This is a genomic window from Neobacillus cucumis, from assembly GCF_023715505.1.
The window spans coordinates 93,844-119,207 of the sequence record NZ_JAMBOH010000001.1 but is presented as its reverse complement, the minus strand read 5'-3'; the positions used below and the strand labels follow the sequence as shown (position 1 = coordinate 119,207).

The following is a 25,364-nucleotide window of genomic DNA, read 5'->3' as shown; positions in this document are numbered from 1 at the left end:
CATGAATCGAATTGAAAAAACATTTGCGGCATTAAAAGAAACTCATAAGAAAGCCTTTGTTCCTTACATAATGGCAGGGGATGGAGGTTTAGAAACGCTTGTTGACAGACTGGCTTTACTTGAAAAATTCGGGGCTACTGCGGTCGAAGTTGGGGTTCCCTTTTCTGATCCTGTAGCAGATGGGCCGACGATCCAACGGGCTGGCCTAAGGGCTCTTGCTAATGGCACCACCTTAAGAGGGATTGTTCAAGAAATTGAAAAGGCTAGAAAGGTAGTATCAATCCCAATTATACTTATGACTTATTTAAATCCAATTTATTCGTACGGGATAGCTGAGTTTGTCCGCGACATTCGGAATGCCGGGGTGGATGGCTGCATCATTCCTGACCTGCCAATTGAAGAGGAAGAGATTATTGTACCGGAACTTGAAGCAGCCGAAGTGGAATTAATCCGGTTAGTGACCCTGACAACACCATTCGAAAGAATTCAAACAATTTCAAGTAAGGGAAAAGGTTTTCTATATACGGTAACTGTTAAAGGAATCACCGGGGTAAGAAATGAGTATGATGCCGAATTAACCAACTTTTTAAAATCAGTTAAAGAAGTGAGTAAGATCCCTGTTATGGCAGGGTTCGGTATTTCAAGTAAAGAGCAAATTCAAGAAATATCCAAATATAGTGACGGCGTTATAGTAGGGAGTAAAATAGTGGACCTATTTGAACAAAATCTACTTAGTGAGATGGAAGATTTAATGTCTGTTAGTATACAGAAATCAAACGTCTGATAAACGAAAGGGTCTGCTCTGTTTTCAGAATAGACCCTTTTTAACATTCAGTTAATTGTGAAAGTGTTAAATCTTGACATGATTTTTGAATTTCTTGATAGCATGGGTAAACTTCTTTATAATAGGTATATATCATGATAAGAAAAAAACTTTTTATGATGCATTTGTTATTTTGAAACTTCCAGAAGTGGAAGTTTTTGTTCGTTTTTTAAAGGGGCGTAATATAGATGAAGGAAATAACTGTTGAAGAATTATTAACCCTAAAGGACCCAGTCATCATTGACATACGTTCACCGATTGAGTTTGCAGATGGGGCAATTCCTGACGCCATCAACATACCATTATTCACGGATGAAGAACGTCAAGTTATTGGTACGATTTATAAGCATGAAGGACAAGCAGCGGCCAAATGGCAGGCGATGGAATTTGTTTCTCCCAAGATTCCTGACCTTTTAAATAAAATTAAATCATATCAAACGGATGGGGAGTTAGTGATCCATTGCTGGCGTGGAGGGATGCGTAGTAAAGCTGTTGTAACCTTCTTAGAGTTTGCCGGCATTTATGCATGGCGCCTTTTAGGAGGGTATAAAGCCTATCGTCATCATATCCTTGAACAAATACCGACAATGATACCGGAAAAAACCGTTGTGCTCCATGGGATGACAGGAGTAGGAAAAACAGAGGTTCTAAAAATTCTAAAGAAAAAGGGTTATCCTGTACTTGATTTGGAAGAAATGGCTGGCCATCGCGGCTCCATATTTGGCACAATTGGACTTGGAGAAGGTCATAATCAAAAGACATTTGATTCACTGTTATTCAAGGGACTTAACGAAATCTATGGGAGCAATTATTTTCTTGTTGAGGCAGAAAGTAAGCGAATCGGAAAGGCTGTTCAACCAGAGAAATTAATGGATGTTAAATTTAAAGGCTTAAATATTTATATTCATTCACCACTTGAACAAAGGGTAAAGCTTCTTGTTTCTGAGTACGTACTGCCTTATGAACAGGAACCTTGGTATGACGAAAAAATATCGTTAGGAATCGAAAAGGTTTTAAAACGGGTAAAGGATATCGAGATTAGGAAAAGATTAATTGAAACACTCCAAGAAAAAAATTATCGAGACATGATCATGATTTTACTTGAACACTATTATGATCCGCGTTACGACCATGCAAGACAAGATTATATTGGTGAGTTTATTGATATATTTACTGAAAATCCTATGGATGCAGCCGAGCAGATCGGAATAAAACTTAAAGAATTATCTATACCTCCCTTACTAAAAACAAATAACCGCTTATAAGTAACAAAATAATGAAGCACACGCCTATACAGTCGTGTGCTTCATTATTTTTCTTAGCGAATTCTAATCTTCTTCTCATTGCAGTTTTCAGAATAACAGGTAAGATGATAACAATCCTTTAAATAACTTTATCTTCAATCAAAATCAATTTTTAAGGTACTGAAAAACAGTTCATAAAGGAGGAATACAATATGTTCTGGATTCGTTTGATTATTGTTGGCTTCTTTTCGTTTACTGCACTTTCTCTCGTTTCGTACCAATCAATTGAAATTATTCATGCAGTCTTCGATTTTATTCGAGATAAACATCAGTTAAAATAATAGAAAAACGTAATGTGAGTGTGGGAGTATGTCCAAATTACTAATTATTGAAGATGAAAAGAACTTGGCCAGATTTATTGAGCTAGAAATGCAGCATGAGGGTTATGAAACAACCGTTGCCATTGACGGGCGCATTGGCTTACAATTAGCTATCACAGAAAGTTGGGATGCCATTTTACTTGATTTACTGCTCCCTGAATTAAATGGGATGGAGGTATGCCGAAGAATTAGGCAAACCAATAAAACAATTCCCATTATTATGATAACAGCTAGGGATAGTGTACTTGATCGGGTCTCCGGACTTGATAGCGGGGCAGATGACTATATCGTAAAACCATTTGCGATTGAAGAGTTATTAGCAAGATTGAGGTCATTATTTAGAAGGGTTGAAGCCATGCAATCTAATGAGGTCACGACCCTCGTGTTTAAAGATATTACTGTTGAGCTAGAATCCTGCGTGGTGAAAAAAGGAGAAAAGGTGATTAGTCTTACAAAAAGGGAGTACGATTTATTAAGTACCTTCATGAGCAATATAAATATCGTGTTAACAAGGGAAGTACTCCTTAATAAGGTTTGGGGTTATAGTACAGGCGTTGAAACAAATGTGGTGGATGTATATGTTCGTTATTTGAGAAACAAAATAGATGACTCAAATGATGAAGACCGTTATATTCACACTGTTCGTGGTATAGGATATGTTATGCGATGATAAAGAAAATCAGCATTCATTTTAACCGTCTCCGCTGGCAGACTAAACTGGTGTTAAGCTGCTCAACAGCTATTTTTTTTACTTTCTTTTTATTTAGTTTCTTAGAATATCATATCGTTTCAAAATGGATGATGAATCGTGAAGAAATTGCTATCAATCGAACAATGAGTGATATCACAACGTTTTACAACGCAAAATCAAACAAGCCTAATCGAGGAGAGATTAAAAATAGCCAAACATTTTTAAGGAAAATGAATGATAAAGACCAATTAATTAGAGTGTATGACAAAGATGGCCATATTCTTGTTTCTGATAAAAATGGTGATTTCCCAGTTTTTGAGGCTGCCCCAACAAGAAAAAAGGTCACCCAAATGGTTTCAATCGAGGGAGATGAAGCTTTTGTTTCAAGAGCCCCGTTAAAGGGAGATGACTTTTCAGGGACTGTAGAAATTGTCCGTCAATTAAATAACTACCGAAGAATGATGGGGTACTTCTTTTGGGTTATGACCATATTTGGGATTGCGGCAATTGTCTTTAGTGCAATCAGCGGTTTTTTACTTGCAAAACAGCTTTTAAAACCTGTAAGGGACTTGGCACAAGCGATGAAGCAGATTAAGGAAACCGGCTTCCAGGAAAGGATGAATGGCTATAAACAAAAGGATGAATTAACAGCATTGACAAATGTCTTTAATGAAATGATGGATGAAATTGAGAAATCATTCCTGCTTCAAAAGCAATTTGTCGAAGATGCCTCACATGAACTCAGAACACCTGTGTCGATCTTGGAGGGACATCTTTCCTTATTGAACAGATGGGGTAAGAAGGATTCTGCCATCCTAGATGAATCTCTTGAAGCTTCACTTCAAGAAGTAACAAGATTAAAAAAATTAATCAATGACTTGCTACATATTACAAGAGCTGAGCATCCAAGATTAATAAATGAGGAAAAAACAGATATTTCAGAAACGCTTCATAAATTGGTGAAAAATTTGGAAATTGTCCATCCGGAATACAATCTTTTTTTAGAAGTGGAACAAGGATTACCAAAAATTCCGATTTCAAGACAGCATATGGAGCAAATTATGATTATCTTATTAGATAATGCCATTCAGTACTCAAGCAATAATAAGGAAGTTTGGATTTCGGCAAAGCTAGAAGGTGATGAATTGATCATTTCTGTAGTTGACAGTGGAATTGGCATACGGAGCGAAGATTTAGCAAAAGTATTTAATCGCTTTTATCGGGTGGATCAAGCTCGAAGCCGAGAAAATGGAGGAACGGGACTTGGACTGTCAATTGCCCAGCGTTTAATCAAAAAGTATAATGGTACTATCTTAATTGAGAGTCAGGTCGGAGTGGGAACAACAGTAAAAATGGCATTGCCATGCTCAATATAAATTAAAAACCGCTGAAATATTCAGCGGTTTTAATATCTTTAGTTTCTCCGGCTTAATTTTTTAGGGCCCTTAGTCCCCTGCGCTTTATTTCATCTTTTAAAAGTTTAATCCATTCCTTTTCACCAGACTTTAATGCATCCCGATACGAAACAACCAACTGCTCGTTACTCATAATTTTCAATTTTAGAATGCCCTCCTCCTGAAAATGGATTGTATATTCAGTTTTTACTATTGTAATAGTTTAGCTGAAGTTTGAGAACTATTATTTACTAATTGTAAAAAAAGGTTCACAAATTATGGCTAAGTTTTTTAAATAATGAAGAGGCAGCTGGCAAAGGGCGAAAGTAAGTAGTCATTCATTAAATTGGTTATCCTATGCAAATAATGATATGGTTGCACAGAACCGCTGCGATTGATTATACTAGAACTTGGACAAAGACTGAAAGGACGGTGGCAGCATTGATTCATTTATCATGGAAAAATCGTGAAACCAATAAAAAAGTAAAATGCGTGCATACAGATGCTAAGAAATTTCTCGTTCATAATGCATTAACAACAGGGAAAATTTATGATGTAAAAAACGAAACCGAAGAGTTTTATTACATTATTGATAATACGGGAAAAGTAGGCGGGTTTTACAAGGAATATTTTCAAGATGCATAACATGAAGACCGTGAGGTAAAGCCTCCGGTCTTTTTGAATTCAAAATAAAATAGCTGCCTGAACCGAAACTAGGCAGCTATATCTTTTTATGATTAACGGGCATCTGGGAAAACTCTGCGAATGGTGTCGGAAAAATCATCGATGAAATCGGAAGAGGTTTGCCCATTTCTAATACCTCTTGTATATCTCGCCATTCGTTTATAGAACTGTGGATTTTTTGATATATAAACATTGTCTATATTATCATCAACCATTTTTACTTCCTTGGTAATTTTACCTCTAAGAGATGCTGTCAATTGATTGCCAATAGAAGTGCCTAATTGGACAGCTACATAAGCATTATTATCGGTAACAATAATATATGCATGGTCAATCTCAGATAAATCGGCAACCTTATCTGCTGCTCGATTTGCAACAATGATTTTTGATGTGTTGTAATGATATTGAGGGTTCGTCGGGCGTCTGGTGTTTTGATTTTGTTGCCGGTCTATTTCCGGGTCACTGGTATCAACGCTCGTGATAGCTGGACCACCATGATTTGGTATATTATAATTTTCTGTTTTATTCAGGTCAAGCTTCTGATTTGAAACATCATCGTCTACACTATTCTTTGAGCAGCCTGAAAAATACAAACAAATGATGAGAGATACTAAAACAAACAATCGATTTTTCATGGTATGTATGCACTCCTTCTACGAGTTACCCTACAGATAGTCTTCCTATTTTAGAACAAATTATCCTTTTCGATTATAATAAAGGCTTCTAGAAGGAGATCCCTTTTATGTAAATAAAAAGAAGCATTGGGTTCAATGCTTCTTTTTTCCGTTCATTTACTTTTGGTGAGCCGGAGTTTCAATTGGCTTTTTGGCTTGGTAGAGCTTTCGGCTTACCAAGGTTTGAAGTGTTAAGAATAACCCGCCGACAACCCAATAAAGAGGGAGAGCTGCTGGTGCGTTAAAAGAAAACATCACAATCATTAGCGGTGACATCAAGCCCATCATTTTCATTTGTTGCTGCTGGGCGGTTGGCATATTAGATTGGGAGACCTTGAATTGGAAATAATAAACAAGGCCAGCGATAATCGTAATAATAATATCTGAATGCCCTAGATTAAACCATAAAAATTGATGAGTGGCAATTTCATGTGAACCGCGAATAGCATAATAGAAGGCTGTTAAGATCGGCATCTGGATTAGGATTGGCAAACAGCCCATATTGAGTGGATTAACACCATGCTTTGAATACAGTCCCATCATTTCGGCTTGAAGTTCCTGTTTCTTTTTCGGATCTTTTTCGGTCTTCATTTTCTTTTGAATAGAATCCATCTCAGGTTTTAAAGCATCCATTTTTTCTTTCATGGCCATCTGATTTTTGTATTGCCTAAGCATTAATGGCATTAATACAAGTCTGATAACCAGTGTAACAACGATAATCGCTAAACCATAGTTACCACCAAGAAATTCAGCAGTTGAATGGATAATAGTCGAGAAAGGATGGACAAAATAGGTTTGAAAAAAGCCTGTTTTATTAGTTGTTGTTGTTTGTGCTTGTGTTGAGCAAGCAGATAAAAGTAAGGTTGACAAAATAAAAATAGCCGCAAGTATAAGTGAAGATCGATTCTTTTTCATATTTCCTCCTAAAATGTCTCATTGTATTATGTGTTTAAATAATAAGGGAGGAAATTGGTTCTTCGGAATCATCCTGTGAACATTCTTTTCTACGAATATATTTAACAATTCTTTTCAGAATAAAACTTCCGTTTATACTATTTTGATTCCTGTAGAAAACATGCGGGTAATTAATTTTTGTGTTTGCAGATTCAGAAAGAGAACCTAAAAAGGTATATTCTACACCCCAAGCCCACAAAAATTTTATTGTGATTCCAAGAAAAATACTCACATAAAGGGCGTTTAGAGCATTTATATCTGAAAGGTCAATCAGCAATTGAAACAAAAATTATCACCTCACTTAAATACCAATGATATGAGTATATAGGAGAAAACGAAAAGAATCAATTTTATCACTGACTATATCCCATAATATGAAGACATTGCTAATAGTTTAAAAGTAAGGTTTCTAAAATCCCAGTATTGCTAAGAAAAAACACTGATCCCTACGAATCAGTGTTGTAATGATGTTTTCCAATGTGCTGTCAGCATTTGATAGGCAAATTCAACTTTCTCTTCAGCTGGCGGCTCTACATGTTTTAAAGGATATTCGTGTCCAAGGGCTTCCCATTTGTAAACTCCGAGTTTGTGGTAAGGAAGAATTTCAATCTTATGAACATTTTCAAGGGTTCCTATAAACTCTCCAAGTTTCTTCAAGTCTTCCAGATCATCTGTGACGGTTGGGACAAGAACATGGCGCACCCAAATTGGCACTTTCCGTTCGGATAAGAACCTAGCAAACTCTAGGATGTGGTCATTAGCCATACCTGTCAGTTGAATATGTTTTTTTCGATTGATATGTTTTAAATCAAGTAACACTAGATCTGTATATTGTAACAGTTCTTCTAATTGTTCGATAAAGACCTTCGCGTGAGAAAAACAGCCTCCTGAAGAATCAATAGTAGTATGAATGCCTTTCTTTTTACACTCTTTAAATAATTCCGTTAGAAAGGGTATTTGTAATAAGGGTTCCCCGCCGCTAACTGTGATGCCTCCGCCTGATGCTTCAATGAAAGGGAGATAACTGGTCAGATCATCCATGATTTCGGAAACAGACATTTGTTTTCCAGAACCGATTTCCCAAGTATCTGCATTATGGCAAAACTGGCAGCGCAATAAGCATCCTTGTGTAAAAATTACATAACGAATTCCTGGTCCATCTACTGTTCCTAATGTTTCTATCGAATGAATATTTCCAATCATGATGATAATCCCCCTTATTTTTAGCAGGAGCCCCCTAGATTAGGGAACTCCAATTTATTCTAACTACAATGATTCATGGAAGGTACGGTTAATAACATCGAGCTGTTGTTCTTTGGTTAATTTAATAAAGTTTACAGCATATCCAGATACACGAATTGTTAATTGTGGATATAACTCTGGATGCTCCATCGCATCAATTAATGTTTCTCTATTAAAGACGTTAACGTTTAGATGATGGCCCTGTTTAATGGAATAGCCATCTAAGATAGATACAAGGTTGGTAATCCGACTTTCTTCTTCTTTACCCAATGCTTTTGGAACGATGGAGAAGGTATTGGAAATTCCGTCCATTGAATATGCATATGGAATCTTAGCAACTGATGATAATGATGCTAATGTTCCTTTTGTATCTCGTCCGTGCATTGGGTTTGCACCAGGTGCAAATGGTTCACCTGCACGTCGGCCATCAGGCGTGTTACCAGTTTTCTTTCCGTATACTACGTTTGAAGTAATGGTTAAAACTGATAGTGTATGAAGTGAATCACGGTACGTTAGGTGCTTACGTAATTTTTTCATAAAGGTTTCAACAACCTCAACAGCTATGCTGTCAACACGATCATCATTGTTACCATATTTAGGGAAGTCACCAGTTGTTTTAAAGTCAACAGCTATGCCGTTTTCATCACGAATAACTTTTACTTCACCGTATTTAATGGCACTTAACGAGTCAGCAACAACACTTAGTCCAGCAATACCAGTTGCCATAGTTCTTAGTATTTTTGTATCATGTAAGGCCATTTCAATTCTTTCGTAGCTATATTTATCGTGCATATAGTGAATAACATTTAATGTATTAATGTATAGACCAGCAAGCCATTCCATCATTTGGTCGAAGCGCTGCATCACTTCTTTGTAATCTAGAACATCAGATGTAATTGGCAGATATTGTGGTCCTACCTGAATTTTTAACTTTTCATCAACCCCGCCGTTAATTGAGTAGAGAAGAGCTTTTGCAAGGTTAGCACGAGCCCCAAAGAACTGCATTTGCTTACCAATCTCCATAGCTGATACACAGCAGGCAATTCCGTAGTCATCGCCGTATTCAGGGCGCATAATGTCATCATTTTCATATTGGATTGAGCTAGTTTTAATAGACATATTAGCACAATATCTCTTGAAGTTTTCAGGCAGCTGAACTGACCATAAAACCGTTAAGTTTGGTTCAGGGGCAGGTCCTAAATTATCTAGTGAATGTAGAAAACGGAAAGAGTTTTTCGTTACTAGTGAGCGTCCATCTTGAGCTATACCGCCGATAGATTCTGTTACCCATGTTGGGTCACCACTAAATAATTCGTTATAATCAGGTGTACGGGCAAATTTTACTAAACGTAGCTTCATGATGAAGTGATCCACAATTTCTTGAGCATCTGATTCAGTTAATGTGCCATTTTCTAAATCTCTTTCAATATAAATATCTAAGAATGTTGATGTACGGCCAAGGCTCATGGCAGCGCCATTTTGTTCCTTAATAGCAGCTAAATAGCCAAGGTATAACCATTGGAATGCTTCTTGTGCATTTATTGCAGGACGGGATAAGTCAAATCCATAACTCGTGCCAAGTTCTTTTAATTCATTTAAGGCACGAATTTGCTCTGCAAGCTCTTCACGAAGACGCATATTTTCTTCTGACATGACGCTGCTGATATTTTTTTTGTCTAAGTGCTTTTGCTGAATAAGGAATTCAACACCGTATAATGCTACACGGCGATAATCACCAATAATACGACCGCGTCCGTAAGCATCTGGCAGACCAGTAATAATAGCAGCTTTACGAGCAAGCACCATTTCATCTGTGTAAGCATCAAAAACACCTTGGTTATGAGTTTTTCGGTAATCAGTAAAAATCTTTTCAATTTCTGGATTTAATTCATAGCCGTACGAAGCACACGCTTGCTTTGCCATCCGAATGCCGCCAAATGGCTGTAGTGAACGATTGAAGGGCTTATCTGTTTGAACGCCAACAACTTTTTCTAGATCTTCATCTAAGTATCCAGGACCATGGGAAGTAATCGTAGATACTGTTTCTGTATCCATATCAAGGACGCCGTCATTTTCACGCTCTTGTTTTGTTAAAAGCATTACTTGTTCCCAAAGCTTGTTTGTTGCATCAGTTGCACAAGCTAAAAAGGAATCATCGCCCTCATATGGTTTGTAGTTTCTTAATATAAAATCACGTACGTTTACTTCTTTTGTCCATGTTCCTTTATTAAAACCTTGCCATTGCTCCATTACTTTTCACCTCTTAAATTAGTAGAAGAATATAACAGAAAGTTATTTATTTCATGGCCCTAGTATAACAGGTGAAAAGCTGTAAAAAATGTACTAATTGTTAAGGAATTGTGAATCCTTTAAATTTAAGGGTTTTTAAAGGCCGTTTATGAATAATTTATGAACGATGTTAGAAATAATCAAAACTGTATTATATAAAAATGATAAAAAATTAAAACTGTTATATAGAAAGGAACTAATAATATCAACATGTTAATAGTGAAAACTTATGAAACAGCTCCATTGCCAAATGAAAAAGCAGGAAAGTCATTTCCTGCTACTAATTGATCACAATATAGGCAATCATTGGACCGTTGTGGGCTCGGTCAGGATGAACTTCACAAATTAATCGATAGGTGCCTTCTTTTTGAAATTGGAGGGGAATAAGGGTATCATGGCCCTTTTTTACCGTTCCTTTAATGGTGGTACCCTCAATGTAAAAAGGATGTTCATTCCCATTAATACCACTAATAATCAGGTTTACTTTTTCTCCCTTTTTTAAGACGATGGTGCCAGGGTCCCAGCGATAAGCTTCTATCTCTTTACCATCTTTCAAAGTAGTTTTGAATTCACCTGTTACCATGTGGATTTGACGAATTTTTCCGTCTGAATGTTGATTAAATACGGTTGTATCGCCGGCTTTTAACATGAACCAAGCAGAAATACTTGCCAATACGATGCCAACAGCTAGAAAAAATAATAGGGTTTCTTTTTTAAAAACTAAAAATTTCACCAGCAGACCTCCTCATATTTTGTCTTATTAAATGTTTATGCTATGGAGGGTGGAAAACTTGTCTCAATTTAGAAATTTTTTGTACCCATTGATAAATTTAAATTATTGCTTCCTAACTCGGGAGGTTGAACCATCAATTGTCTGTCTAAAATAAGTTTAAGTGTCCTTGGAATTTAAGATATTACTTTGTTTTTCGTTGTAGAGCGTTTATAGTAAAAACAGGAATGAAAAAATGGGTGGTAATCTGGTTGGGGATTAAAAAAGAAAAAGTGCTAAAAGTTGTGAAATTTATTTTTCCAGTGCTCTTATTAATTTTCGCAATCATTGAGATGAAGAAATTTACTGGAAATATTAATGGAGAGTTACTTAAAAGTGAGATTAATCATCTCAATATTTGGCTGTTATTAGTAATCTTTGGCGTAGCCTTTGCGGCGGTTTTGCCGATGGTTTTATATGATGTAATATTAGTGAAGATTTTGAAGATAAAAGTCTCGAAAAGAGAGTTGGTAGAGCAATCATTTATTGCCAATTCGTTTTCGAATTTAATAGGCCTTGGCGGACTTATCGGAGCCATGCTGAGAACCTATTTCTTTCATAAGCTGGAGCAGGATAAACGGAAACTACTTGGAGTTATCGCCTCGGTTTCACTTTTTTATTTAACAGGAATCTCCTTCCTTTCTTGGATCGTAACAATTGACTATCGGAATTTCCCTGTGTTAGTGGATACAAGATGGCTTTACTTCGCGGTCTTAGGTGTAGGACTGTACCTACCGATATTTTTAGGTATCCATGTATTTAAGACCAATAAAGACAATCAACGTGTACTGACACTCAAGACTAGTATTGAGTTGGTCATCGTTTCAGTAATTGAATGGTTTGCTGTGTTTGTGGCTATTTTCATTTTAACTAAAATATTAGGAATTCACATCTCGTTCCTTGATTTGTTCCCTGTTTACATAATTGCTGCCTGTGCCGGTATTATTAGTATGATTCCCGGAGGCTTAGGTTCATTTGATTTAGTATTTCTTTGGGGTATGCAGGATTTACATATTCCAGAAGAAAAAGTGCTTGTCCTTCTTTTGTTTTACCGAATCGGCTACTATTTGATCCCATTTTTAATCAGCGTAATCTTTTTTGTAAGGCTTTATTGGCAAAGATGGAATCAATTATGGAATAATCTCCCCAAAGCGATCGTTCAGGGACTAAGTCATGTTGCTTTGACCATGCTTGTTTTTTTATCAGGAGTAATTCTCCTGTTATCTGCCAGTGTACCAGGAATCATGTCGAGACTTAGAATTGCCCAGGAACTGCTGTCATTTCCAATTATCAATGTCTCACACCAGTTATCCGTTGCAGCAGGCTTTTTGTTACTGGGACTATCGCGTGGAATTGAATACAGTGTAAAAAGAACCTATGATATCACCATGCTCGCTCTGATTCTTGCTGCAATATTTTCCATTTTTAAGGGGATTGATTACGAGGAGGCTTCTTTTTTAATTATTGTCGCTCTCTTGCTTAGGATGTCAAAAGGCCAATTTTATCGTGAAAGTTATGTACTAACATGGGGAAAAACAATTTTTGATGTGGCAATCGTTGTAATTGTTACTTCTATGTATATATTAATTGGGTACTTCAACCTTCCAAATGCGAAAATCACCATCCCTAAGAAGTTTATCCCGTATGTTATTGTGGATTACCGGGATTTGTTTTCCAGTGCGATTATTGGCTTAATAATTGCTTTAAGTATTCTTTTTATAGGTTATTTGATTAGTCTGCCTAAAAAGTGGAAACTTGAAAGGTCAATTGACCATGAACAGGAAATCATCAATCATTTATCTGTATATTCAGGTAAGGTATTATCCCATTTAATTTTCCTGCATGATAAATATATTTTTTGGAATAGCAAGCGGGATGTTCTAATTTCTTACCAAAAATATGCGGACAAGTTAATTATCCTTGGAGACCCAGTTGGTGAGAAACAGGACTTTTCGAGTGCGATTGAGGAATTCCAAGAAGCTGCTGATTTATATGGTTATACACCTGTTTTCTACCAAGTTAGCGATGACATGCTCCCGTATTTACATGGCCACGGCTTTGCGTTTTTTAAATTAGGGGAAGAGGCCTTTGTTGATCTGAAAACCTTTTCGCTCAAAGGAAACAAAATGCAAGGTTTAAGAGTACTGAAAAATAAATTTAATGGTGAACAGTATTATTTTGAAATGCTTAAACCTCCTTATTCAAAAGTCATTATGGAGGAATTGAGAAAAATCTCCGATGAATGGCTTCTTGGTCGAAAAGAAAAAGGGTTTTCATTAGGATACTTTAATGAAGAATATTTGAATAGAGCCCCGATAGCCATTGTAAAAAATAAAGAAGATCATATATTAGGTTTTATGAGCATTATGTATGTATACGATAATTATAAAACTGTCTCGGTTGACTTAATCAGAGTTCAACCGTCAGCACCGGAAGGTATAATTGACTTTTTTTTCTTATCGGTAATTGATTGGGCCATCCAAGAAGGTTATCAGCGGTTTAATATGGGAATGGCTCCATTATCAAACGTAGGTTTGTCGAAATTTTCCTTTTTGAGCGAAAAAATAGCAGCCCAAATTTTTCTGCATGGCCATTTTATCTATCAATTTAAAGGTCTTAGGAAGTTCAAAGAAAAATATACTGATATTTGGGAACCTAAATATTTGGCATATAGAAGAAAATCGTCATTGCCGTTTATTATGGCCCAAATTGCTTTGTTAATTTCCAAAAAAAGACCATAAACAAAACGGCTGGCAGCTGCCAGCCGTTTTGTTTATGGTTAAAATTTACTATATTAGGAGGATTAATTCACAAAGTGTACTTTATTTCTGCTGATAATCTGGTAAAATCAAGGAGGAATCTATGACAAAAGTAAGGGTGTTTCCTATTGAAGAGGTTTTTGCCAGCCATTATTGTTTTTCTTATTCTTCTTACAGCCCAATTACATGTTGCAGCGGCAGAGTTAGTGCAGCTGCCACTGAAGAGTGAAGCTGCAGCTTTAATCGATTCTGATACTGGGGCTGTTCTTTACGTTAAAAATCCTAATCAAAAAATGTATCCAGCAAGTTTAACAAAAATAGCTACAGCTATTTATGCAATCGAAAAGGGCAATTTAGATAGTATGGTAACCGTTAGCAGTAATGCTGTGAGGCAAGACGGTACCCGAGTTTATTTGAATGAAGGGGAGCAATTACCTTTAAAACAGCTGATTCAGGGTATGCTTATTAATTCAGGAAATGATGCGGCCGTTGCAATTGCGGAGTATACGGATGGTACGGTTCAGCAGTTTGCAGAAAACCTCAATACATATTTAAAAACAAGAATCGGTGTAACCCATACTCATTTTACGAATCCGAATGGTTTATTTGATGCCAACCATTATACAACTGCAATGGACATGGCCTTAATAACTAATTACGCAATAAAGAATCCTGTGTTTGCAGAAATTTTTGGCACGAAGATACTTCCGTGGAAAGGACAATCTTGGCAGACGAATCTTGTAACCCACCATAAAATGCTAAAAGGAGAGATTGCCTTTCCGGGAATTACTGGTGGAAAGACAGGCTATACCAGTGAAACAAAACAAACCTTGGCAACGACGGCAGACAACGGAAAGATCAGACTAACGGCAGTGGTATTAAAATCAAATTTAAAGAATGATAAATATAATGATACTGGGGTATTACTTGATTATGGTTTTAAAAACTTCCAACACTCAACCATTAAGCAGGGAGAAATTTTTACAGCAGACCATAAGGATTTTTCCCCAGAGAAAGATACATTGATTACGGAACGTATTGAGGGTTGTAAAAAAAATGTTGCAAGCAATGGGCTTCTTTCAATCCAGGACGCTAAGGGCCAATTAGTTCAGACTGTACAATTAACCTATAAGGAGCCGCCAAAACCAAAAGCAGCAACTAAGAAAAAAGGTGAAAAGCATCACGAAAATCGTTCTCAATTGCTGCTCCAAATAAATGTCGTTTTAGGTATGATGGTTATACTGATTGCTTTAACAATAGCTGTTCGGAAGAAACGTTCAACAGAATATAAACATACTAGTTAAACCATGGGAGGTAAGCACCCATGGTTTATTTTTTTATACATCATCATTTGATAACGGACAAGAGTTGAAAGAGGCAGGAGAGTCTATTTGATCTTTATCATCTACAAAACTCCTTGTAGCAACAAAATCGCTTTGATCACCAAAATTTTGCCCATAGCCTTGATTTTTCTTATCTGAATTATGCCATTCAGCTAGCAGGTTTTGGCCAATATTTACTGCTGAGGCATTTTCAAAGGAATTAATCTTAATCATGAATATATTTATATTAATAAACGGAACAGGTACTGTCATTCAATCTCCTCCTTCCCAACTAATTATCATTATATGCACCTTAATATGGTTTATGAAACAAGCGTAATAGTTGGATTAATTAGTGAATAAGTTTCGTATGATGAAAGTAGGATTAATTAATAAGGGAATAGGCGGCTGAATTATTCGGACAAAGGGGGGTGTCGAGTGGTGGATATAGATAAATTAAAACAGTGGATGGATATTGCAAAAAATATGCACGGCGGTGACTTTTGGAACAATATTTTTGATCAGGAATTTGCCAAACAATTTATGAATGAACAGCCTGCAAAGTCATCCACAGCGGACAGTGAATCGGGAAGGGCAGAAAATTCAAAGACTTTCCCGATAATTGATATCCTTGCAGGTGAGCATGAAGTGGTTGTCGTGATTGAACTTCCAGGGGTAGCGAAGGAAAATTTGGAATTAGGCCTCAATGGTAATAACCTAACGATTAAAGGAAAAGTGAACCCCCTCCATCCGCACTTAACGCTGACTTATTCCGAAAGGTTTTATGGTGAATTTCAGAGACAGATCACTCTGCCAGATACAGTGAGCCCTCAACAATTGAGTGCAAAATTTTGGAATGGTTTATTGATTGTTAGTTATCAGCGTACGATAGAGAAAGGTGAAATTATTCCAATTGACTAGAAAGCTTGCGTAATTAATGGGAGGCCGATTTTTATGGTTCCCCAGATTTTCTTGGACATGTTCAATGATTTTTTCCATATAGATAAAGAAAGGGTAAACAAAAGGGAGTTTGTGATAATGTCATTAAAAGATTTATTCCTTATATTCAAGAAAAATGATTATGAAAAGGAATTAAAGAATAAATTGATCTCATTAGAAATGAATATTGAGGAGCTGAAAAATTCACTACAAACCTCCCAAGAGAAATGTTTACCAGAAGGGGAGGCTAAAACCAAGGACCCGCCGATTATTATAGAGAAAATTAATATTGAAAAAATTATCTTAGATAAATATGAGTTAAATAATAACTTTGGACAGCTCGGGATTAAAGAGTTGAAAGGGAAATTAAATATTGGAGCAACATATGGAAGTGAATTTACACCTACCTTTGATGAAGGGGCGAAAAAGCCCATGAAAAATGAGGCAGGGAGACAAAAACAACCGGAGAAAAATATGAAGGTTAATATTAAGACAAAAAAAGACTAAAGTGAAAGGTACTTTAGTCTTTTTGAAGTGAAAAAAGGTAAAATTGTCCAGCTCCAGCGCCCAGCGGCCAGACGACTTCGCTCATCTCCCTACGATAAGTCAACACGAAAAAGCTAACGCTCTTCGTGTTTCCTTTATCTCAGTCGAAAGGCTTCAATCCTGTCATGTGCTAAACGGGGCGCTTCCGCTTTCTTATTGAAGTCTGCTTTCTACTTGACGGCATACCTCATCAGCAGACATTCCATTTGCATCAATTACAGAGCCTTTTGTGCTGGTATCAGACATACCCATCACATTTGAATCTAGACCTGTAACAACACAACAATCACAGTTTTGTGCATCTGACTCCTGCTTTAATTCTACCACATCATACCCTTTTTCCCTTAATACTTGTTGAATATTTGTAAGAGATTGTTCTACTCCAACTTTTGCCATACAAAACACCTCCTCCTGTACATTATTTTGCCTTAAGATTTGGGAAATATTCCGTATAAGCTGCGATATTTGTCCAAAGGATATTAGGAGGGGAGGTGTATGAAATGTCGAGAGGCAGAAAACGTAAAGCCGATCCGTCCACCATCGGCCTTAATTCTTCACAAGTAGAAGGTCAAGGTACTACAACAACAGAGACTGGTTCAACTGAAGTACCTTCGTCTAGAAAGAAGCAAAAAAGATATTAGTGTAAGAATAGCGCAAGGCGCTTAGACTTCGCAGCACAAGACGAGCCGGCCGAAAGGAAGTTCTTTAACTTTTGGAAGGATTGATCTAAATGTGGAAGCGACTGTTCTGGGACGAATGCATAAGACGCACCCTCTAAGAAGGCGTTTTTGGCCTTCTTCAGGGGGTGGCTTAGACTTGCGTCCCAAAGGAGCCGCAACTGGATAAGCCGATAGCGCCTGGAGCTGGACAATTCTCGAGGTCAAAAACTTTTATACTTTTTTATCTCATCAAAAAGAGGATGTCTATTTTAGACACCCTCTTCATCTTATTGATACATTTCCGCCAATTGCTTTTGAACTTCTTCATTTTCTAAATATTCATCATAGCTCATTTGCTTATCTACAAGACCTTTTGGTGTGAATTCAAAAATTCGATTGGCAATTGTTTGAATAAACTGATGATCGTGTGATGAAAACAGCATTGAACCTTTGAAATTAATTAATCCATTATTTAAAGCCGTAATGGACTCCAAGTCTAAATGGTTTGTAGGTTCATCTAAAAGAAGCACGTTTGCTCCATTCAGCATCATTTTAGAGAGCATGCAGCGAACCTTTTCACCACCTGAAAGGACACTGGCCTTTTTCAACACTTCTTCGCCGGAAAATAGCATTCTTCCTAAGAAACCTCTTAAGAAGCTTTCACTATCATCTTTTGGTGAGAACTGGCGCAGCCAATCCACAAGATTCAAATCGCTATTTTCAAAGTACTCAGAGTTATCCTTTGGAAAATAAGCCTGAGAAGTGGTAATCCCCCACTTAAATGTCCCGCTGTCAGCTTCCATTTCCCCCATTAAGATTTTAAAGAGAGTCGTTTTTGCCAATTCATTCGTACCGACAAGTGCAATTTTATCTCCTTTATTCATAAAGAAGCTTATGTTATCTAGGACCTTTATTCCATCAATTGTCTTTGTTAATCCTTCAACACGTAATAAATCATTGCCGATTTCACGATCTGGTGTAAATCCTACAAACGGATAACGGCGAGAAGATGGCTTGATGTCATCAAGAGTAATCTTATCTAATAACTTCTTACGGGATGTAGCCTGTTTTGATTTAGAGGCATTGGCACTGAACCTGGCGATAAAGCTTTGAAGTTCTTTAATTTTTTCTTCTTTCTTTTTGTTCGCATCTGAAGCCATTCTGGATGCTAACTGACTGGATTCATACCAGAAATCATAGTTTCCAACATAAATTTGAATTTTACTGAAATCCAGGTCGGCAATGTGGGTACAAACCTTATTTAAGAAATGACGGTCGTGGGATACAACAATGACCGTATTTTCAAAGTTAATTAGGAAGTCCTCAAGCCATTGAATTGCTTTGATATCCAAGTGGTTTGTCGGCTCGTCCAAAAGTAAAACATCTGGTCTGCCGAACAATGCTTGTGCGAGCAATACCTTTACTTTTTCGGAACCAGTTAATTCAGCCATTTTCTTATAATGAAGATCCTCACCAATTCCAAGGCCTTTTAACAAAATTGCTGCTTCAGGCTCTGCTTCCCAGCCGTTAAGTTCGGCAAATTCACCTTCAAGTTCAGCTGCTTTCATTCCATCCTCATCGGTGAAGTTTTCTTTCATATAAATAGCGTCTTTTTCCTGCATAACCTCATAAAGTCTTGCATGACCCATGATAACGGTTTTGAGAACCTCAAAATCCTCATATTCAAAATGGTTCTGCTTTAATACAGCCATACGCTCATTTGGCCCTAATTGTACTGTACCTGTTTGCGCTTCAATTTCACCGGACAATATTTTTAGGAATGTTGATTTTCCGGCTCCATTCGCGCCAATTAGTCCGTAGCAATTTCCTGGTGTAAATTTAATATTTACATCTTCAAATAATTTACGGTCACCATATCTTAAACTTACGTTACTAACAGTAATCATAGTAATAATCCTCCAGAACAAAAATATCTACTAATTATACCATTAATCTAGAGGAAGAGCGAATTCTTTACAGCTTATTAATATGATAAGAAAAATTTTCTAAAAAAATTTTTCCAATTTCACACTTTATTCATAATTTTGTTGTAGAATTGGGTTAAGAAGTTTTAAAGAGGGTGAGAAGTATGGCAAAAAAACAGCTTACTGAACTCGTTAACAAATTAAAAAAAGCTGGTATTAAGGCGAGTCTGACCAAACCAAAGTCAACTTATCTATTAACATTGCAGCAAATTAAATAAAATCCGATCCTTTGAATGATATTACTACAGCAAAAAGCGATTAATCCTAGTGGACTAACCGCTTTTTTTATTACTCTATTTTATCAAGTATTTTGTCGTAAACATCCTGCTTATTAAACTCTTTTCCCATTGGGAACTTGGTAATGAATTTATTATCTTCATCAACCAGGTACGTAAAGGTAGAATGAATAAATTGGCCGTTTCCAGGATCTTTGTATTGGAATTGCAAGGCGTTCGTAATCTTACGAAGTTGTTTTTGGTCATCTTTTATTTGTTGTTTTTCCCCGGTTAAAAACAACCAGTTGTTATCCTTTTCTATTCCAAACCCCTTTTTATATTCTTGCAAAATCTCGGATGTATCTCGGTAAGGGTCAATGGTTATCGTGACAAATTCTACGCCCTTTCCATAGATCCCTTTTTTCAATAAATCTTCCTTTAAATCAACCATTTTTTGTGTAGTTGTGGGACATACATCAGGGCAATGAGTATAAATAAATTCAATTAGTTTTAACTTTGTTTTATCTTTCCCAAAATTAAATGTATCTCCACTTTGTGTAATGAAAGTAGTGCTAGCTGGAATGGCTGCATTTGCATCACGGATAAGAAAAAACGAGATTCCTCCAGCAATCCCCAGAAAAACAGCCAGGCTGCAAATAATATAAATCCTTTTCAAAAAGATCCCCTCCTACCATAAAGATAAATAAGTTTTCCAAAAAAAGATATGGATATTTTGTGAAAAAAAGTGGATGCACCCTAAACTCTATTGCTTTATACTTATTATAAAATGAGCGTTCATTTCTGATTTCTTCAAAATTAGAGAGTTGGTGATTAGATGAAAAAGGCATTCAAATTCTTGATTCAGCTGATTATTCTTATTGTCATCTACCAAGTTGGGAATTTAACAGTTAAGTACTTGCACCTACAAATTCCCGGGAATGTACTTGGGATTGTTGTTTTATTGGTATTGCTCTTGTCAGGTTTGATTAAGGTAGATCAAATTGAATGGGCGGCAGGTTGGCTCCTTAAACATCTTGGCTTCTTTTTTATTCCAATATCAGTCGGTCTAATGACATTAGGAGATATTTTCAAGACAAAAGGTTGGATTTTACTTGTTATTCTTTTTATCAGTGCCATCATGGGGATCATTGCAGCGGGAAAGACAACTCAAGCTGTCATTACGAAAAATCAAAAGGAAAATGTAAATTATCATGATCACGCTTTATAGCATCCTACTAACTATTGGTGTCTATTTGTTTGCTCGTTTTTTAACACAAAAATATCCTTCGCCCTTAACGAGCCCTGTTTTTTTAAGTACAGTTATCATTATCATCATTTTGCTTGTTTCCAATATATCATATCAGGAATATAAACCGGCTAAAGCGATAATGACCTACCTGCTCGGACCGGCAACTGTTTCCCTGGCAGTCCCGATTTATAAAAATCGTGAATTATTTATAAAATACATAGGGGCAGCTGTATCAGGTTTATTTATTGGCAGTATTTCCACGATTGCAGCAGCTCTTTTACTTGCTAAAGGACTTCATCTTTCAAACTTTTATCTCCTAGGTTTGACGGTAAAGTCTGTTACTGTCCCGGTTGCTACAGAAATTGGGGGAATTATTCATGGGAATGTCTCTCTTATTGCAGCATACGTCATCATTACAGGGATGATCGGGGCCATGTTTGGGGCCAAACTTTTGAACTTGTTTAAGATAGACCATCCTTTTGCCCGAGGTCTGGCCATTGGTACGATTGCACATGGTATTGGTACAGCTGAGGCGGTTAAGGAAGGGGAAATACAAGGTGCTGTTTCGGGTGCAGCAATGGGAATTGCCGCCGTCTTCACTTCGTTTATTGTTCCGTATATAATAAATTTCATCATTTAATGGGCTAATGTTTATTGATAAATTTTGTTAATTATTGTATATTTTAGAAGAATTTAATTGCTTAAATAAGGGAGTATGTTTTATGTTAGGTGTCGTTCTTAACTAATCCAATCAATTGGATATGTTCATTCCATTATTCTCGTTCATTTTTTTCGAAAAATGGAGGGTTTCTTTAGTTGTGGAATGAGGTTAAGAACAATGAGCAAGCATAAGCATACATCTTATTCCAATGTAGCTGTGTACACTCGTGTAGACAGTTTTTATTTTGGATTAATTTAAGTATGAAAAAATGGATGGTTTACCATTCGTTTCTTAGAGCCGCAATGACATTGTTCATTGCGGCTATTTTTATTCTTAGGAGGTTATAAGGTGAATCAACACACGTTTAATATGTTGGAATTCCAGCAAATTAAGGATGAAATTGCTAACTTTGCATTAACCAAAGAAGGTAAAGAGAAAATACTGAATCTTGTCCCATCAACAAAAGTTAAGCAAGTAGAGGCATGGCTTGAAGAAGTTACGGAGGCAGTCGAGATTTTGAAAATTAGTGCCAGTGTTCCTGTGCATGGCCTGGATGGAATGACTGCCATCCTTCAGAACATGAATAAAGGAGCTGCACTTAGAGTAGAGCAACTTACAAAGCTATATGATTTTTTGGATAGCTGTGGAAAAATGAGGAGATACATGAAGGATAAAGCTCTTTATGCACCAAGAGTATCTGCCTATGTCGAGGTTATTGATGAATTACCTGAACTGGCCGCTGAAATTATTCGCTGTGTCCGTAATGGCAGGGTAGATGATTACGCAAGCAAGGAATTATTAAAAATAAGAAAACAACTTGCGATACAAGAGGAACGTTTGAAGGAAAAAACAATGCAACTGATCCGTTCCAATAAATATAAATTGTATTTACAAGAAAATGTGGTAAGTCAACGAAATGGTAGATATGTGATTCCGATAAAAAAAGAATATCGCAATAAAATAAAGGGGACGGTCCTCGATACGTCTGCATCTGGGTCCACACTTTTTATAGAACCAGAAGAAATTGCTGTCTTTCAAGATCAATTAACGTGGCTAATTTCAGATGAAGAAGTAGAGGTTCAAAAGGTGTTAACCTATTTAACAGGTTTAGTGGAACAAAAGGAGCAGCAAATCCGTCTTGCCGTTGAAACAATGATTCAATACGATTTTCTTTTTGCTAAAGCAAAATATTGCCGAATGATTAAAGGCTCTAAGGTGGGTATTAATCAACTTGAGGAATTAACATTAATACAGGCGCGGCACCCTCTTTTAGGTGACAAGGCTGTTCCATTATCTTTTACAATGAGTAGGGAAGAAAAGGGAATTGTTATCACAGGACCAAATACCGGAGGGAAAACTGTAACCATTAAGACAGTGGGCTTGTTAACTTTAATGGTGCAATGTGGTCTGCAAATTCCTGCCGCTGAAGAAAGTAACATTAGAATTTTTGATCGAATATTAGTAGATATTGGTGATGGGCAAAGTATTACCGAAAATTTAAGTACCTTTAGTTCTAGAATTGTCAATATTATTGAAATCTTAAAGGATACGAATGATCGAACATTAGCCTTATTAGATGAACTTGGCTCTGGTACTGATCCGGGAGAAGGTATGGGGCTTGCTACCGCTACCTTAGAAACCCTTTATCAAAAAGGAGCAACCATCCTAGCAACGACTCATTATAGTGAAATAAAAGAGTTTGCAGAAGAACATTTAGGCTTTATAAATGGCTCAATGGAGTTTGATTTAACAACGCTTTCGCCAACATACCGGTTAGTGATCGGCAGGGGAGGAGATAGCCAGGCGTTTGCAATTGCCTTGAGACTCGGGATGCACCCGGCGATTGTTGAAAGAGCTCATTACATCACTTATAAGGAAGAAAAACAATATCTAAGTCAAGAAACAGAACAATGGAAATTAAAAGAATTAGAAAAACAGGTGATGATAAATAAGTACCAGCAGCAACAAGCTGCAGTAAAAACAGAAATACCAATTTATCATCAAGGTGATAATGTTAAAATTTCACCAGCAAATGAGTTTGGAATTGTGTATAAGGGTCCTGACCAGCATGGAAATTACCTTGTTCAAGTAAAAGGTGAAAAAGTATCTATTAACCACAAACGATTGACCATATATATCAGAGCAGATGAGCTATATCCGGAGAATTATGATTTTGATATTATTTTTCAATCAAAGGAAAATCGCAAAAAAAGCAAGCTTCTTTCCAAAGGCTATCAAGAGAATATAACAATCGATTATTCTGAATAATGGGAAACAGGATGTCTCAAGGAAAAGGTTAAACAACCTATTTTAAGAGACATCTTGTTTTTAGAATTATACAGCCTATAGTCCTTAGTTAATTAGAAAAAGGCCTATTTTTTTTGATTTGCATATTGTTGGGCAAGAAGGAGTTTTACTTCATTATAGCTTAAGCCCGATTGACTATTCAGCCGTTTTACTTCTTCAATATCCGTACCGACTTTACTATACCGTTTCTGTCCAGATGACATCCGAATTTCACTCCAATCTCTAAAGAAATTTTTTGTGGAAATGAAAAGTAACATTTTTGTCCATACTAGTAAAAAAAGGAGGCGGTTCCCATTTTTTACGGTAAAAGGGCTAAAGAAGAAGAGATTGAAACCATCCTTGTTGATACTGAGGTTTACTCTTGCTCGGATGATGCTTGTATCGGCTGGATGAGAAAGGATTTTGTCGCAGACGATCTGCTATGTCCTATGTGCGGCAACCAAATGTTACAAGAAATAAGAGAGCTTCCAAAAATTTAAATAAATATCTATTTATAAAAAGACTGTCACAGTAGTGGACAGTCTTTTATTCTTCACCGAAATCAAAAAAATGTTCTTCATATGCTCTCTGGGCAGATTCTGAGGATGTGAATAATGCATCATCATCCTCAATGACATGAAATGTTTCATTAAGAAATAATGCTAATGCATTTGGGTCTTTTGGGTGCTGAACAATCTCTGCTGGTTGAACATTTGCTACAGAAGGAACATGCGGATTACGGTAGATGACATATACTTCATCCCCGGGTTTGGCATTTTCTAAATCAATTATACTCATATTGAATAACCATCCTTTACAAATTTTCGTTTTGCTGTCTGATCTCATCCCCAGTTATAATCATATTAGCTTCTTCAAGTGCCTTGTGCTCGTTGACTGAATCTCCCGGTGTATTTTTTTTATTTGGGAAAACTGAGCCGTTTTCGATGGTCACTAGCGGTTGTTCATCTGCAGGTGTCAAATAATCTTTTTTCTTAGCCATCGTATCATCTCCTTATAGTAAAAGGTTTCACATAGAGAAATTGGTTTATGCCTTCCTAATTTTTTCCTAAGCGGAATATATTGTCTATAAAATAAAAACCCTCCATTTAGCATGGAGGGCCTTTGTGTTACTCTTCTTTTTTTGATAAGCAGTGATCACATTCCATTAAGTAGCTTTCAGCCTGTTCCTCCATATGTTGACCACACTCTGGACATTCCTTTTTTGGTAAGCTGCGGAAAAATTCAACTGGACTCATTAACATATAAAACCCCTCCTTGATTAATACAGTTTATTGTATTCACTTTTGTTGTAGTACAGTATAAATAAAAAAAATAAACTTTTGTTGGCATTTGTAAGATCGAATATTACTGTGAACTACTCTTCTCTTTTAGATAAACAGCGGTCACATTCCATTAGATAACTCTCAGCTTGTTCCTCCATATGTTGACCACACTCTGGGCATTCCTTTTTTGGTAAGCTGCGGAAAAATTCAACTGGACTCATTAACATGTATAACTCCTCCTTTATTAATACAGTTTATTAAACATCCTATTGTTATAGTACAGTATAAACAAAAAACTCCTTTTTGTGTAGGCTTT

General features: G+C 36.6%; 30 protein-coding genes. 15 read left to right on the top strand and 15 right to left on the bottom strand.

Annotated elements, in window-relative coordinates:
* Position 1: 1 nt before the first annotated feature.
* The 5 genes from trpA to M3226_RS00590 all read left to right on the top strand — a co-directional run bounded on the left by trpA (position 2) and on the right by M3226_RS00590 (position 4,514).
* On the top strand, positions 2-784 hold the full coding sequence (gene trpA / locus M3226_RS00605) for a tryptophan synthase subunit alpha (RefSeq protein WP_251561649.1): 783 nt from the start codon (positions 2-4) through the stop codon (positions 782-784).
* A gap of 227 nt (positions 785-1,011) precedes the next feature.
* Positions 1,012-2,088, top strand: a complete 1,077-nt coding sequence (mnmH, locus tag M3226_RS00600) for a tRNA 2-selenouridine(34) synthase MnmH (protein WP_251561648.1) — start codon at positions 1,012-1,014, stop codon at positions 2,086-2,088.
* A gap of 191 nt (positions 2,089-2,279) precedes the next feature.
* Positions 2,280-2,408 (top strand): hypothetical protein, encoded by a 129-nt coding sequence (locus M3226_RS32130; RefSeq protein WP_285857670.1) that lies wholly within the window; start codon positions 2,280-2,282, stop codon positions 2,406-2,408.
* Positions 2,409-2,436: 28 nt separating this feature from the next.
* On the top strand, positions 2,437-3,117 hold the full coding sequence (locus M3226_RS00595; RefSeq protein WP_251561646.1) for a response regulator transcription factor: 681 nt from the start codon (positions 2,437-2,439) through the stop codon (positions 3,115-3,117).
* Positions 3,114-4,514, top strand: coding sequence for a HAMP domain-containing sensor histidine kinase (locus M3226_RS00590; protein WP_251561644.1), 1,401 nt, complete (start codon positions 3,114-3,116; stop codon positions 4,512-4,514). The genes M3226_RS00595 and M3226_RS00590 overlap by 4 nt, the downstream gene beginning before the upstream one ends.
* A 52-nt stretch (positions 4,515-4,566) precedes the next feature.
* On the opposite strand, the gene sda is transcribed toward M3226_RS00590, so the two are convergent.
* Positions 4,567-4,686: a sporulation histidine kinase inhibitor Sda gene (gene sda, locus M3226_RS00585; protein WP_374110530.1), complete on the bottom strand. Its 120-nt coding sequence runs from the start codon at positions 4,684-4,686 to the stop codon at positions 4,567-4,569.
* Between the two features lie 287 nt (positions 4,687-4,973).
* Here sda and M3226_RS00580 point away from each other — a divergent pair, with 287 nt between their 5' ends.
* Positions 4,974-5,177 carry a DUF6501 family protein gene (locus M3226_RS00580; RefSeq protein WP_251562319.1) on the top strand — a complete coding sequence of 68 codons (204 nt, stop codon included), beginning with the start codon at positions 4,974-4,976 and terminating at the stop codon, positions 5,175-5,177.
* Between the two features lie 92 nt (positions 5,178-5,269).
* On the opposite strand, the gene M3226_RS00575 is transcribed toward M3226_RS00580, so the two are convergent.
* The 5 genes from M3226_RS00575 to M3226_RS00555 form a co-directional block, all read right to left on the bottom strand.
* Positions 5,270-5,851: a YhcN/YlaJ family sporulation lipoprotein gene (locus tag M3226_RS00575; protein ID WP_251561642.1), complete on the bottom strand. Its 582-nt coding sequence runs from the start codon at positions 5,849-5,851 to the stop codon at positions 5,270-5,272.
* Positions 5,852-6,007: 156 nt separating this feature from the next.
* Positions 6,008-6,805, bottom strand: a complete 798-nt coding sequence (yidC, locus tag M3226_RS00570) for a membrane protein insertase YidC (protein ID WP_251561639.1) — start codon at positions 6,803-6,805, stop codon at positions 6,008-6,010.
* Positions 6,806-7,297: 492 nt separating this feature from the next.
* On the bottom strand, positions 7,298-8,047 hold the full coding sequence (pflA, locus tag M3226_RS00565; protein ID WP_251561638.1) for a pyruvate formate-lyase-activating protein: 750 nt from the start codon (positions 8,045-8,047) through the stop codon (positions 7,298-7,300).
* Positions 8,048-8,110: 63 nt separating this feature from the next.
* Positions 8,111-10,336, bottom strand: coding sequence for a formate C-acetyltransferase (pflB, locus tag M3226_RS00560; RefSeq protein ID WP_251561636.1), 2,226 nt, complete (start codon positions 10,334-10,336; stop codon positions 8,111-8,113).
* Positions 10,337-10,655: 319 nt separating this feature from the next.
* Complete coding sequence (locus tag M3226_RS00555; protein ID WP_251561634.1) at positions 10,656-11,108, bottom strand: cupredoxin domain-containing protein; 453 nt, start codon at positions 11,106-11,108, stop codon at positions 10,656-10,658.
* Between the two features lie 248 nt (positions 11,109-11,356).
* Here M3226_RS00555 and mprF point away from each other — a divergent pair, with 248 nt between their 5' ends.
* Complete coding sequence (gene mprF / locus M3226_RS00550; RefSeq protein WP_251561632.1) at positions 11,357-13,885, top strand: bifunctional lysylphosphatidylglycerol flippase/synthetase MprF; 2,529 nt, start codon at positions 11,357-11,359, stop codon at positions 13,883-13,885.
* A 146-nt stretch (positions 13,886-14,031) separates the two neighbouring features.
* Entirely contained in the window at positions 14,032-15,207 is a 1,176-nt protein-coding gene (locus M3226_RS00545) for a D-alanyl-D-alanine carboxypeptidase family protein (RefSeq protein ID WP_251561630.1), read from the top strand.
* Positions 15,208-15,240: 33 nt separating this feature from the next.
* Here M3226_RS00545 and M3226_RS00540 read toward each other — a convergent pair whose 3' ends face one another.
* Positions 15,241-15,498, bottom strand: a complete 258-nt coding sequence (locus M3226_RS00540; RefSeq protein ID WP_251561628.1) for a hypothetical protein — start codon at positions 15,496-15,498, stop codon at positions 15,241-15,243.
* Positions 15,499-15,663: 165 nt separating this feature from the next.
* On the opposite strand from M3226_RS00540, the gene M3226_RS00535 reads away from it, so the two are divergent.
* The gene (locus M3226_RS00535; protein ID WP_251561626.1) at positions 15,664-16,146 is read left to right on the top strand and encodes an Hsp20/alpha crystallin family protein; all 483 of its coding nucleotides are present in this window, start codon (positions 15,664-15,666) and stop codon (positions 16,144-16,146) included.
* 117 nt (positions 16,147-16,263) lie between these two features.
* Positions 16,264-16,671 carry a hypothetical protein gene (locus tag M3226_RS00530; RefSeq protein WP_251561624.1) on the top strand — a complete coding sequence of 136 codons (408 nt, stop codon included), beginning with the start codon at positions 16,264-16,266 and terminating at the stop codon, positions 16,669-16,671.
* Positions 16,672-16,863: 192 nt separating this feature from the next.
* Here the strand turns inward: M3226_RS00530 and M3226_RS00525 are convergent, their stop codons facing one another.
* Complete coding sequence (locus M3226_RS00525) at positions 16,864-17,106, bottom strand: YkuS family protein (RefSeq protein WP_098529318.1); 243 nt, start codon at positions 17,104-17,106, stop codon at positions 16,864-16,866.
* A gap of 104 nt (positions 17,107-17,210) precedes the next feature.
* On the opposite strand from M3226_RS00525, the gene M3226_RS00520 reads away from it, so the two are divergent.
* Positions 17,211-17,351, top strand: a complete 141-nt coding sequence (locus M3226_RS00520; RefSeq protein WP_251561622.1) for a YuzL family protein — start codon at positions 17,211-17,213, stop codon at positions 17,349-17,351.
* A 305-nt stretch (positions 17,352-17,656) separates the two neighbouring features.
* Here M3226_RS00520 and M3226_RS00515 read toward each other — a convergent pair whose 3' ends face one another.
* Positions 17,657-19,276 carry an ABC-F family ATP-binding cassette domain-containing protein gene (locus M3226_RS00515; protein WP_251561621.1) on the bottom strand — a complete coding sequence of 540 codons (1,620 nt, stop codon included), beginning with the start codon at positions 19,274-19,276 and terminating at the stop codon, positions 17,657-17,659.
* A gap of 366 nt (positions 19,277-19,642) precedes the next feature.
* Positions 19,643-20,245: an SCO family protein gene (locus tag M3226_RS00510; RefSeq protein WP_251561618.1), complete on the bottom strand. Its 603-nt coding sequence runs from the start codon at positions 20,243-20,245 to the stop codon at positions 19,643-19,645.
* Positions 20,246-20,404: 159 nt separating this feature from the next.
* Here M3226_RS00510 and M3226_RS00505 point away from each other — a divergent pair, with 159 nt between their 5' ends.
* From M3226_RS00505 to M3226_RS00495, 3 genes are all read left to right on the top strand, one after another.
* Complete coding sequence (locus M3226_RS00505; protein ID WP_251561616.1) at positions 20,405-20,797, top strand: CidA/LrgA family protein; 393 nt, start codon at positions 20,405-20,407, stop codon at positions 20,795-20,797.
* Positions 20,781-21,458, top strand: coding sequence for an LrgB family protein (locus M3226_RS00500; RefSeq protein ID WP_251561614.1), 678 nt, complete (start codon positions 20,781-20,783; stop codon positions 21,456-21,458). Before M3226_RS00505 ends, M3226_RS00500 begins: the two co-directional genes overlap by 17 nt.
* 369 nt (positions 21,459-21,827) lie before the next feature.
* On the top strand, positions 21,828-23,747 hold the full coding sequence (locus tag M3226_RS00495) for an endonuclease MutS2 (RefSeq protein ID WP_251561612.1): 1,920 nt from the start codon (positions 21,828-21,830) through the stop codon (positions 23,745-23,747).
* A gap of 104 nt (positions 23,748-23,851) precedes the next feature.
* Here M3226_RS00495 and M3226_RS00490 read toward each other — a convergent pair whose 3' ends face one another.
* Positions 23,852-23,989, bottom strand: coding sequence for a hypothetical protein (locus tag M3226_RS00490; protein ID WP_251561610.1), 138 nt, complete (start codon positions 23,987-23,989; stop codon positions 23,852-23,854).
* A gap of 90 nt (positions 23,990-24,079) precedes the next feature.
* On the opposite strand from M3226_RS00490, the gene M3226_RS00485 reads away from it, so the two are divergent.
* A complete protein-coding gene (locus M3226_RS00485) occupies positions 24,080-24,265 on the top strand; it encodes a cold-inducible protein YdjO-related protein (protein WP_098529302.1) in 186 nt (61 codons plus the stop codon).
* Positions 24,266-24,311: 46 nt separating this feature from the next.
* On the opposite strand, the gene M3226_RS00480 is transcribed toward M3226_RS00485, so the two are convergent.
* The 4 genes from M3226_RS00480 to yhfH (M3226_RS00465) form a co-directional block, all read right to left on the bottom strand.
* Positions 24,312-24,563, bottom strand: a complete 252-nt coding sequence (locus M3226_RS00480) for a transcriptional regulator SplA domain-containing protein (protein ID WP_251561608.1) — start codon at positions 24,561-24,563, stop codon at positions 24,312-24,314.
* Between the two features lie 16 nt (positions 24,564-24,579).
* Positions 24,580-24,765, bottom strand: a complete 186-nt coding sequence (locus M3226_RS00475) for a hypothetical protein (RefSeq protein WP_098529298.1) — start codon at positions 24,763-24,765, stop codon at positions 24,580-24,582.
* 127 nt (positions 24,766-24,892) lie between these two features.
* Positions 24,893-25,027 carry a protein YhfH gene (gene yhfH, locus M3226_RS00470; protein WP_251561606.1) on the bottom strand — a complete coding sequence of 45 codons (135 nt, stop codon included), beginning with the start codon at positions 25,025-25,027 and terminating at the stop codon, positions 24,893-24,895.
* A gap of 113 nt (positions 25,028-25,140) precedes the next feature.
* Positions 25,141-25,275, bottom strand: coding sequence for a protein YhfH (gene yhfH / locus M3226_RS00465; protein WP_098529294.1), 135 nt, complete (start codon positions 25,273-25,275; stop codon positions 25,141-25,143).
* Positions 25,276-25,364: the final 89 nt, after the last annotated feature.

Coding starts and splice junctions, on each gene's coding strand:
- M3226_RS00475 (WP_098529298.1), bottom strand. CDS start 24,765: ATGGCTAAGAAAAAAGATTATTTGACACCTGCAGATGAACAACCGCTA.
- M3226_RS32130 (WP_285857670.1), top strand. CDS start 2,280: ATGTTCTGGATTCGTTTGATTATTGTTGGCTTCTTTTCGTTTACTGCA.
- mnmH (WP_251561648.1), top strand. CDS start 1,012: ATGAAGGAAATAACTGTTGAAGAATTATTAACCCTAAAGGACCCAGTC.
- yhfH (WP_251561606.1), bottom strand. CDS start 25,027: ATGTTAATGAGTCCAGTTGAATTTTTCCGCAGCTTACCAAAAAAGGAA.
- M3226_RS00505 (WP_251561616.1), top strand. CDS start 20,405: ATGAAAAAGGCATTCAAATTCTTGATTCAGCTGATTATTCTTATTGTC.
- M3226_RS00575 (WP_251561642.1), bottom strand. CDS start 5,851: ATGAAAAATCGATTGTTTGTTTTAGTATCTCTCATCATTTGTTTGTAT.
- pflB (WP_251561636.1), bottom strand. CDS start 10,336: ATGGAGCAATGGCAAGGTTTTAATAAAGGAACATGGACAAAAGAAGTA.
- M3226_RS00595 (WP_251561646.1), top strand. CDS start 2,437: ATGTCCAAATTACTAATTATTGAAGATGAAAAGAACTTGGCCAGATTT.
- M3226_RS00525 (WP_098529318.1), bottom strand. CDS start 17,106: ATGGCAAAAGTTGGAGTAGAACAATCTCTTACAAATATTCAACAAGTA.
- M3226_RS00540 (WP_251561628.1), bottom strand. CDS start 15,498: ATGACAGTACCTGTTCCGTTTATTAATATAAATATATTCATGATTAAG.
- M3226_RS00530 (WP_251561624.1), top strand. CDS start 16,264: ATGTCATTAAAAGATTTATTCCTTATATTCAAGAAAAATGATTATGAA.
- M3226_RS00480 (WP_251561608.1), bottom strand. CDS start 24,563: ATGAGTATAATTGATTTAGAAAATGCCAAACCCGGGGATGAAGTATAT.
- sda (WP_374110530.1), bottom strand. CDS start 4,686: ATGAGTAACGAGCAGTTGGTTGTTTCGTATCGGGATGCATTAAAGTCT.
- M3226_RS00520 (WP_251561622.1), top strand. CDS start 17,211: ATGTCGAGAGGCAGAAAACGTAAAGCCGATCCGTCCACCATCGGCCTT.
- yhfH (WP_098529294.1), bottom strand. CDS start 25,275: ATGTTAATGAGTCCAGTTGAATTTTTCCGCAGCTTACCAAAAAAGGAA.
- trpA (WP_251561649.1), top strand. CDS start 2: ATGAATCGAATTGAAAAAACATTTGCGGCATTAAAAGAAACTCATAAG.
- pflA (WP_251561638.1), bottom strand. CDS start 8,047: ATGATTGGAAATATTCATTCGATAGAAACATTAGGAACAGTAGATGGA.
- yidC (WP_251561639.1), bottom strand. CDS start 6,805: ATGAAAAAGAATCGATCTTCACTTATACTTGCGGCTATTTTTATTTTG.
- M3226_RS00590 (WP_251561644.1), top strand. CDS start 3,114: ATGATAAAGAAAATCAGCATTCATTTTAACCGTCTCCGCTGGCAGACT.
- M3226_RS00500 (WP_251561614.1), top strand. CDS start 20,781: ATGATCACGCTTTATAGCATCCTACTAACTATTGGTGTCTATTTGTTT.
- M3226_RS00515 (WP_251561621.1), bottom strand. CDS start 19,276: ATGATTACTGTTAGTAACGTAAGTTTAAGATATGGTGACCGTAAATTA.
- M3226_RS00490 (WP_251561610.1), bottom strand. CDS start 23,989: ATGTCATCTGGACAGAAACGGTATAGTAAAGTCGGTACGGATATTGAA.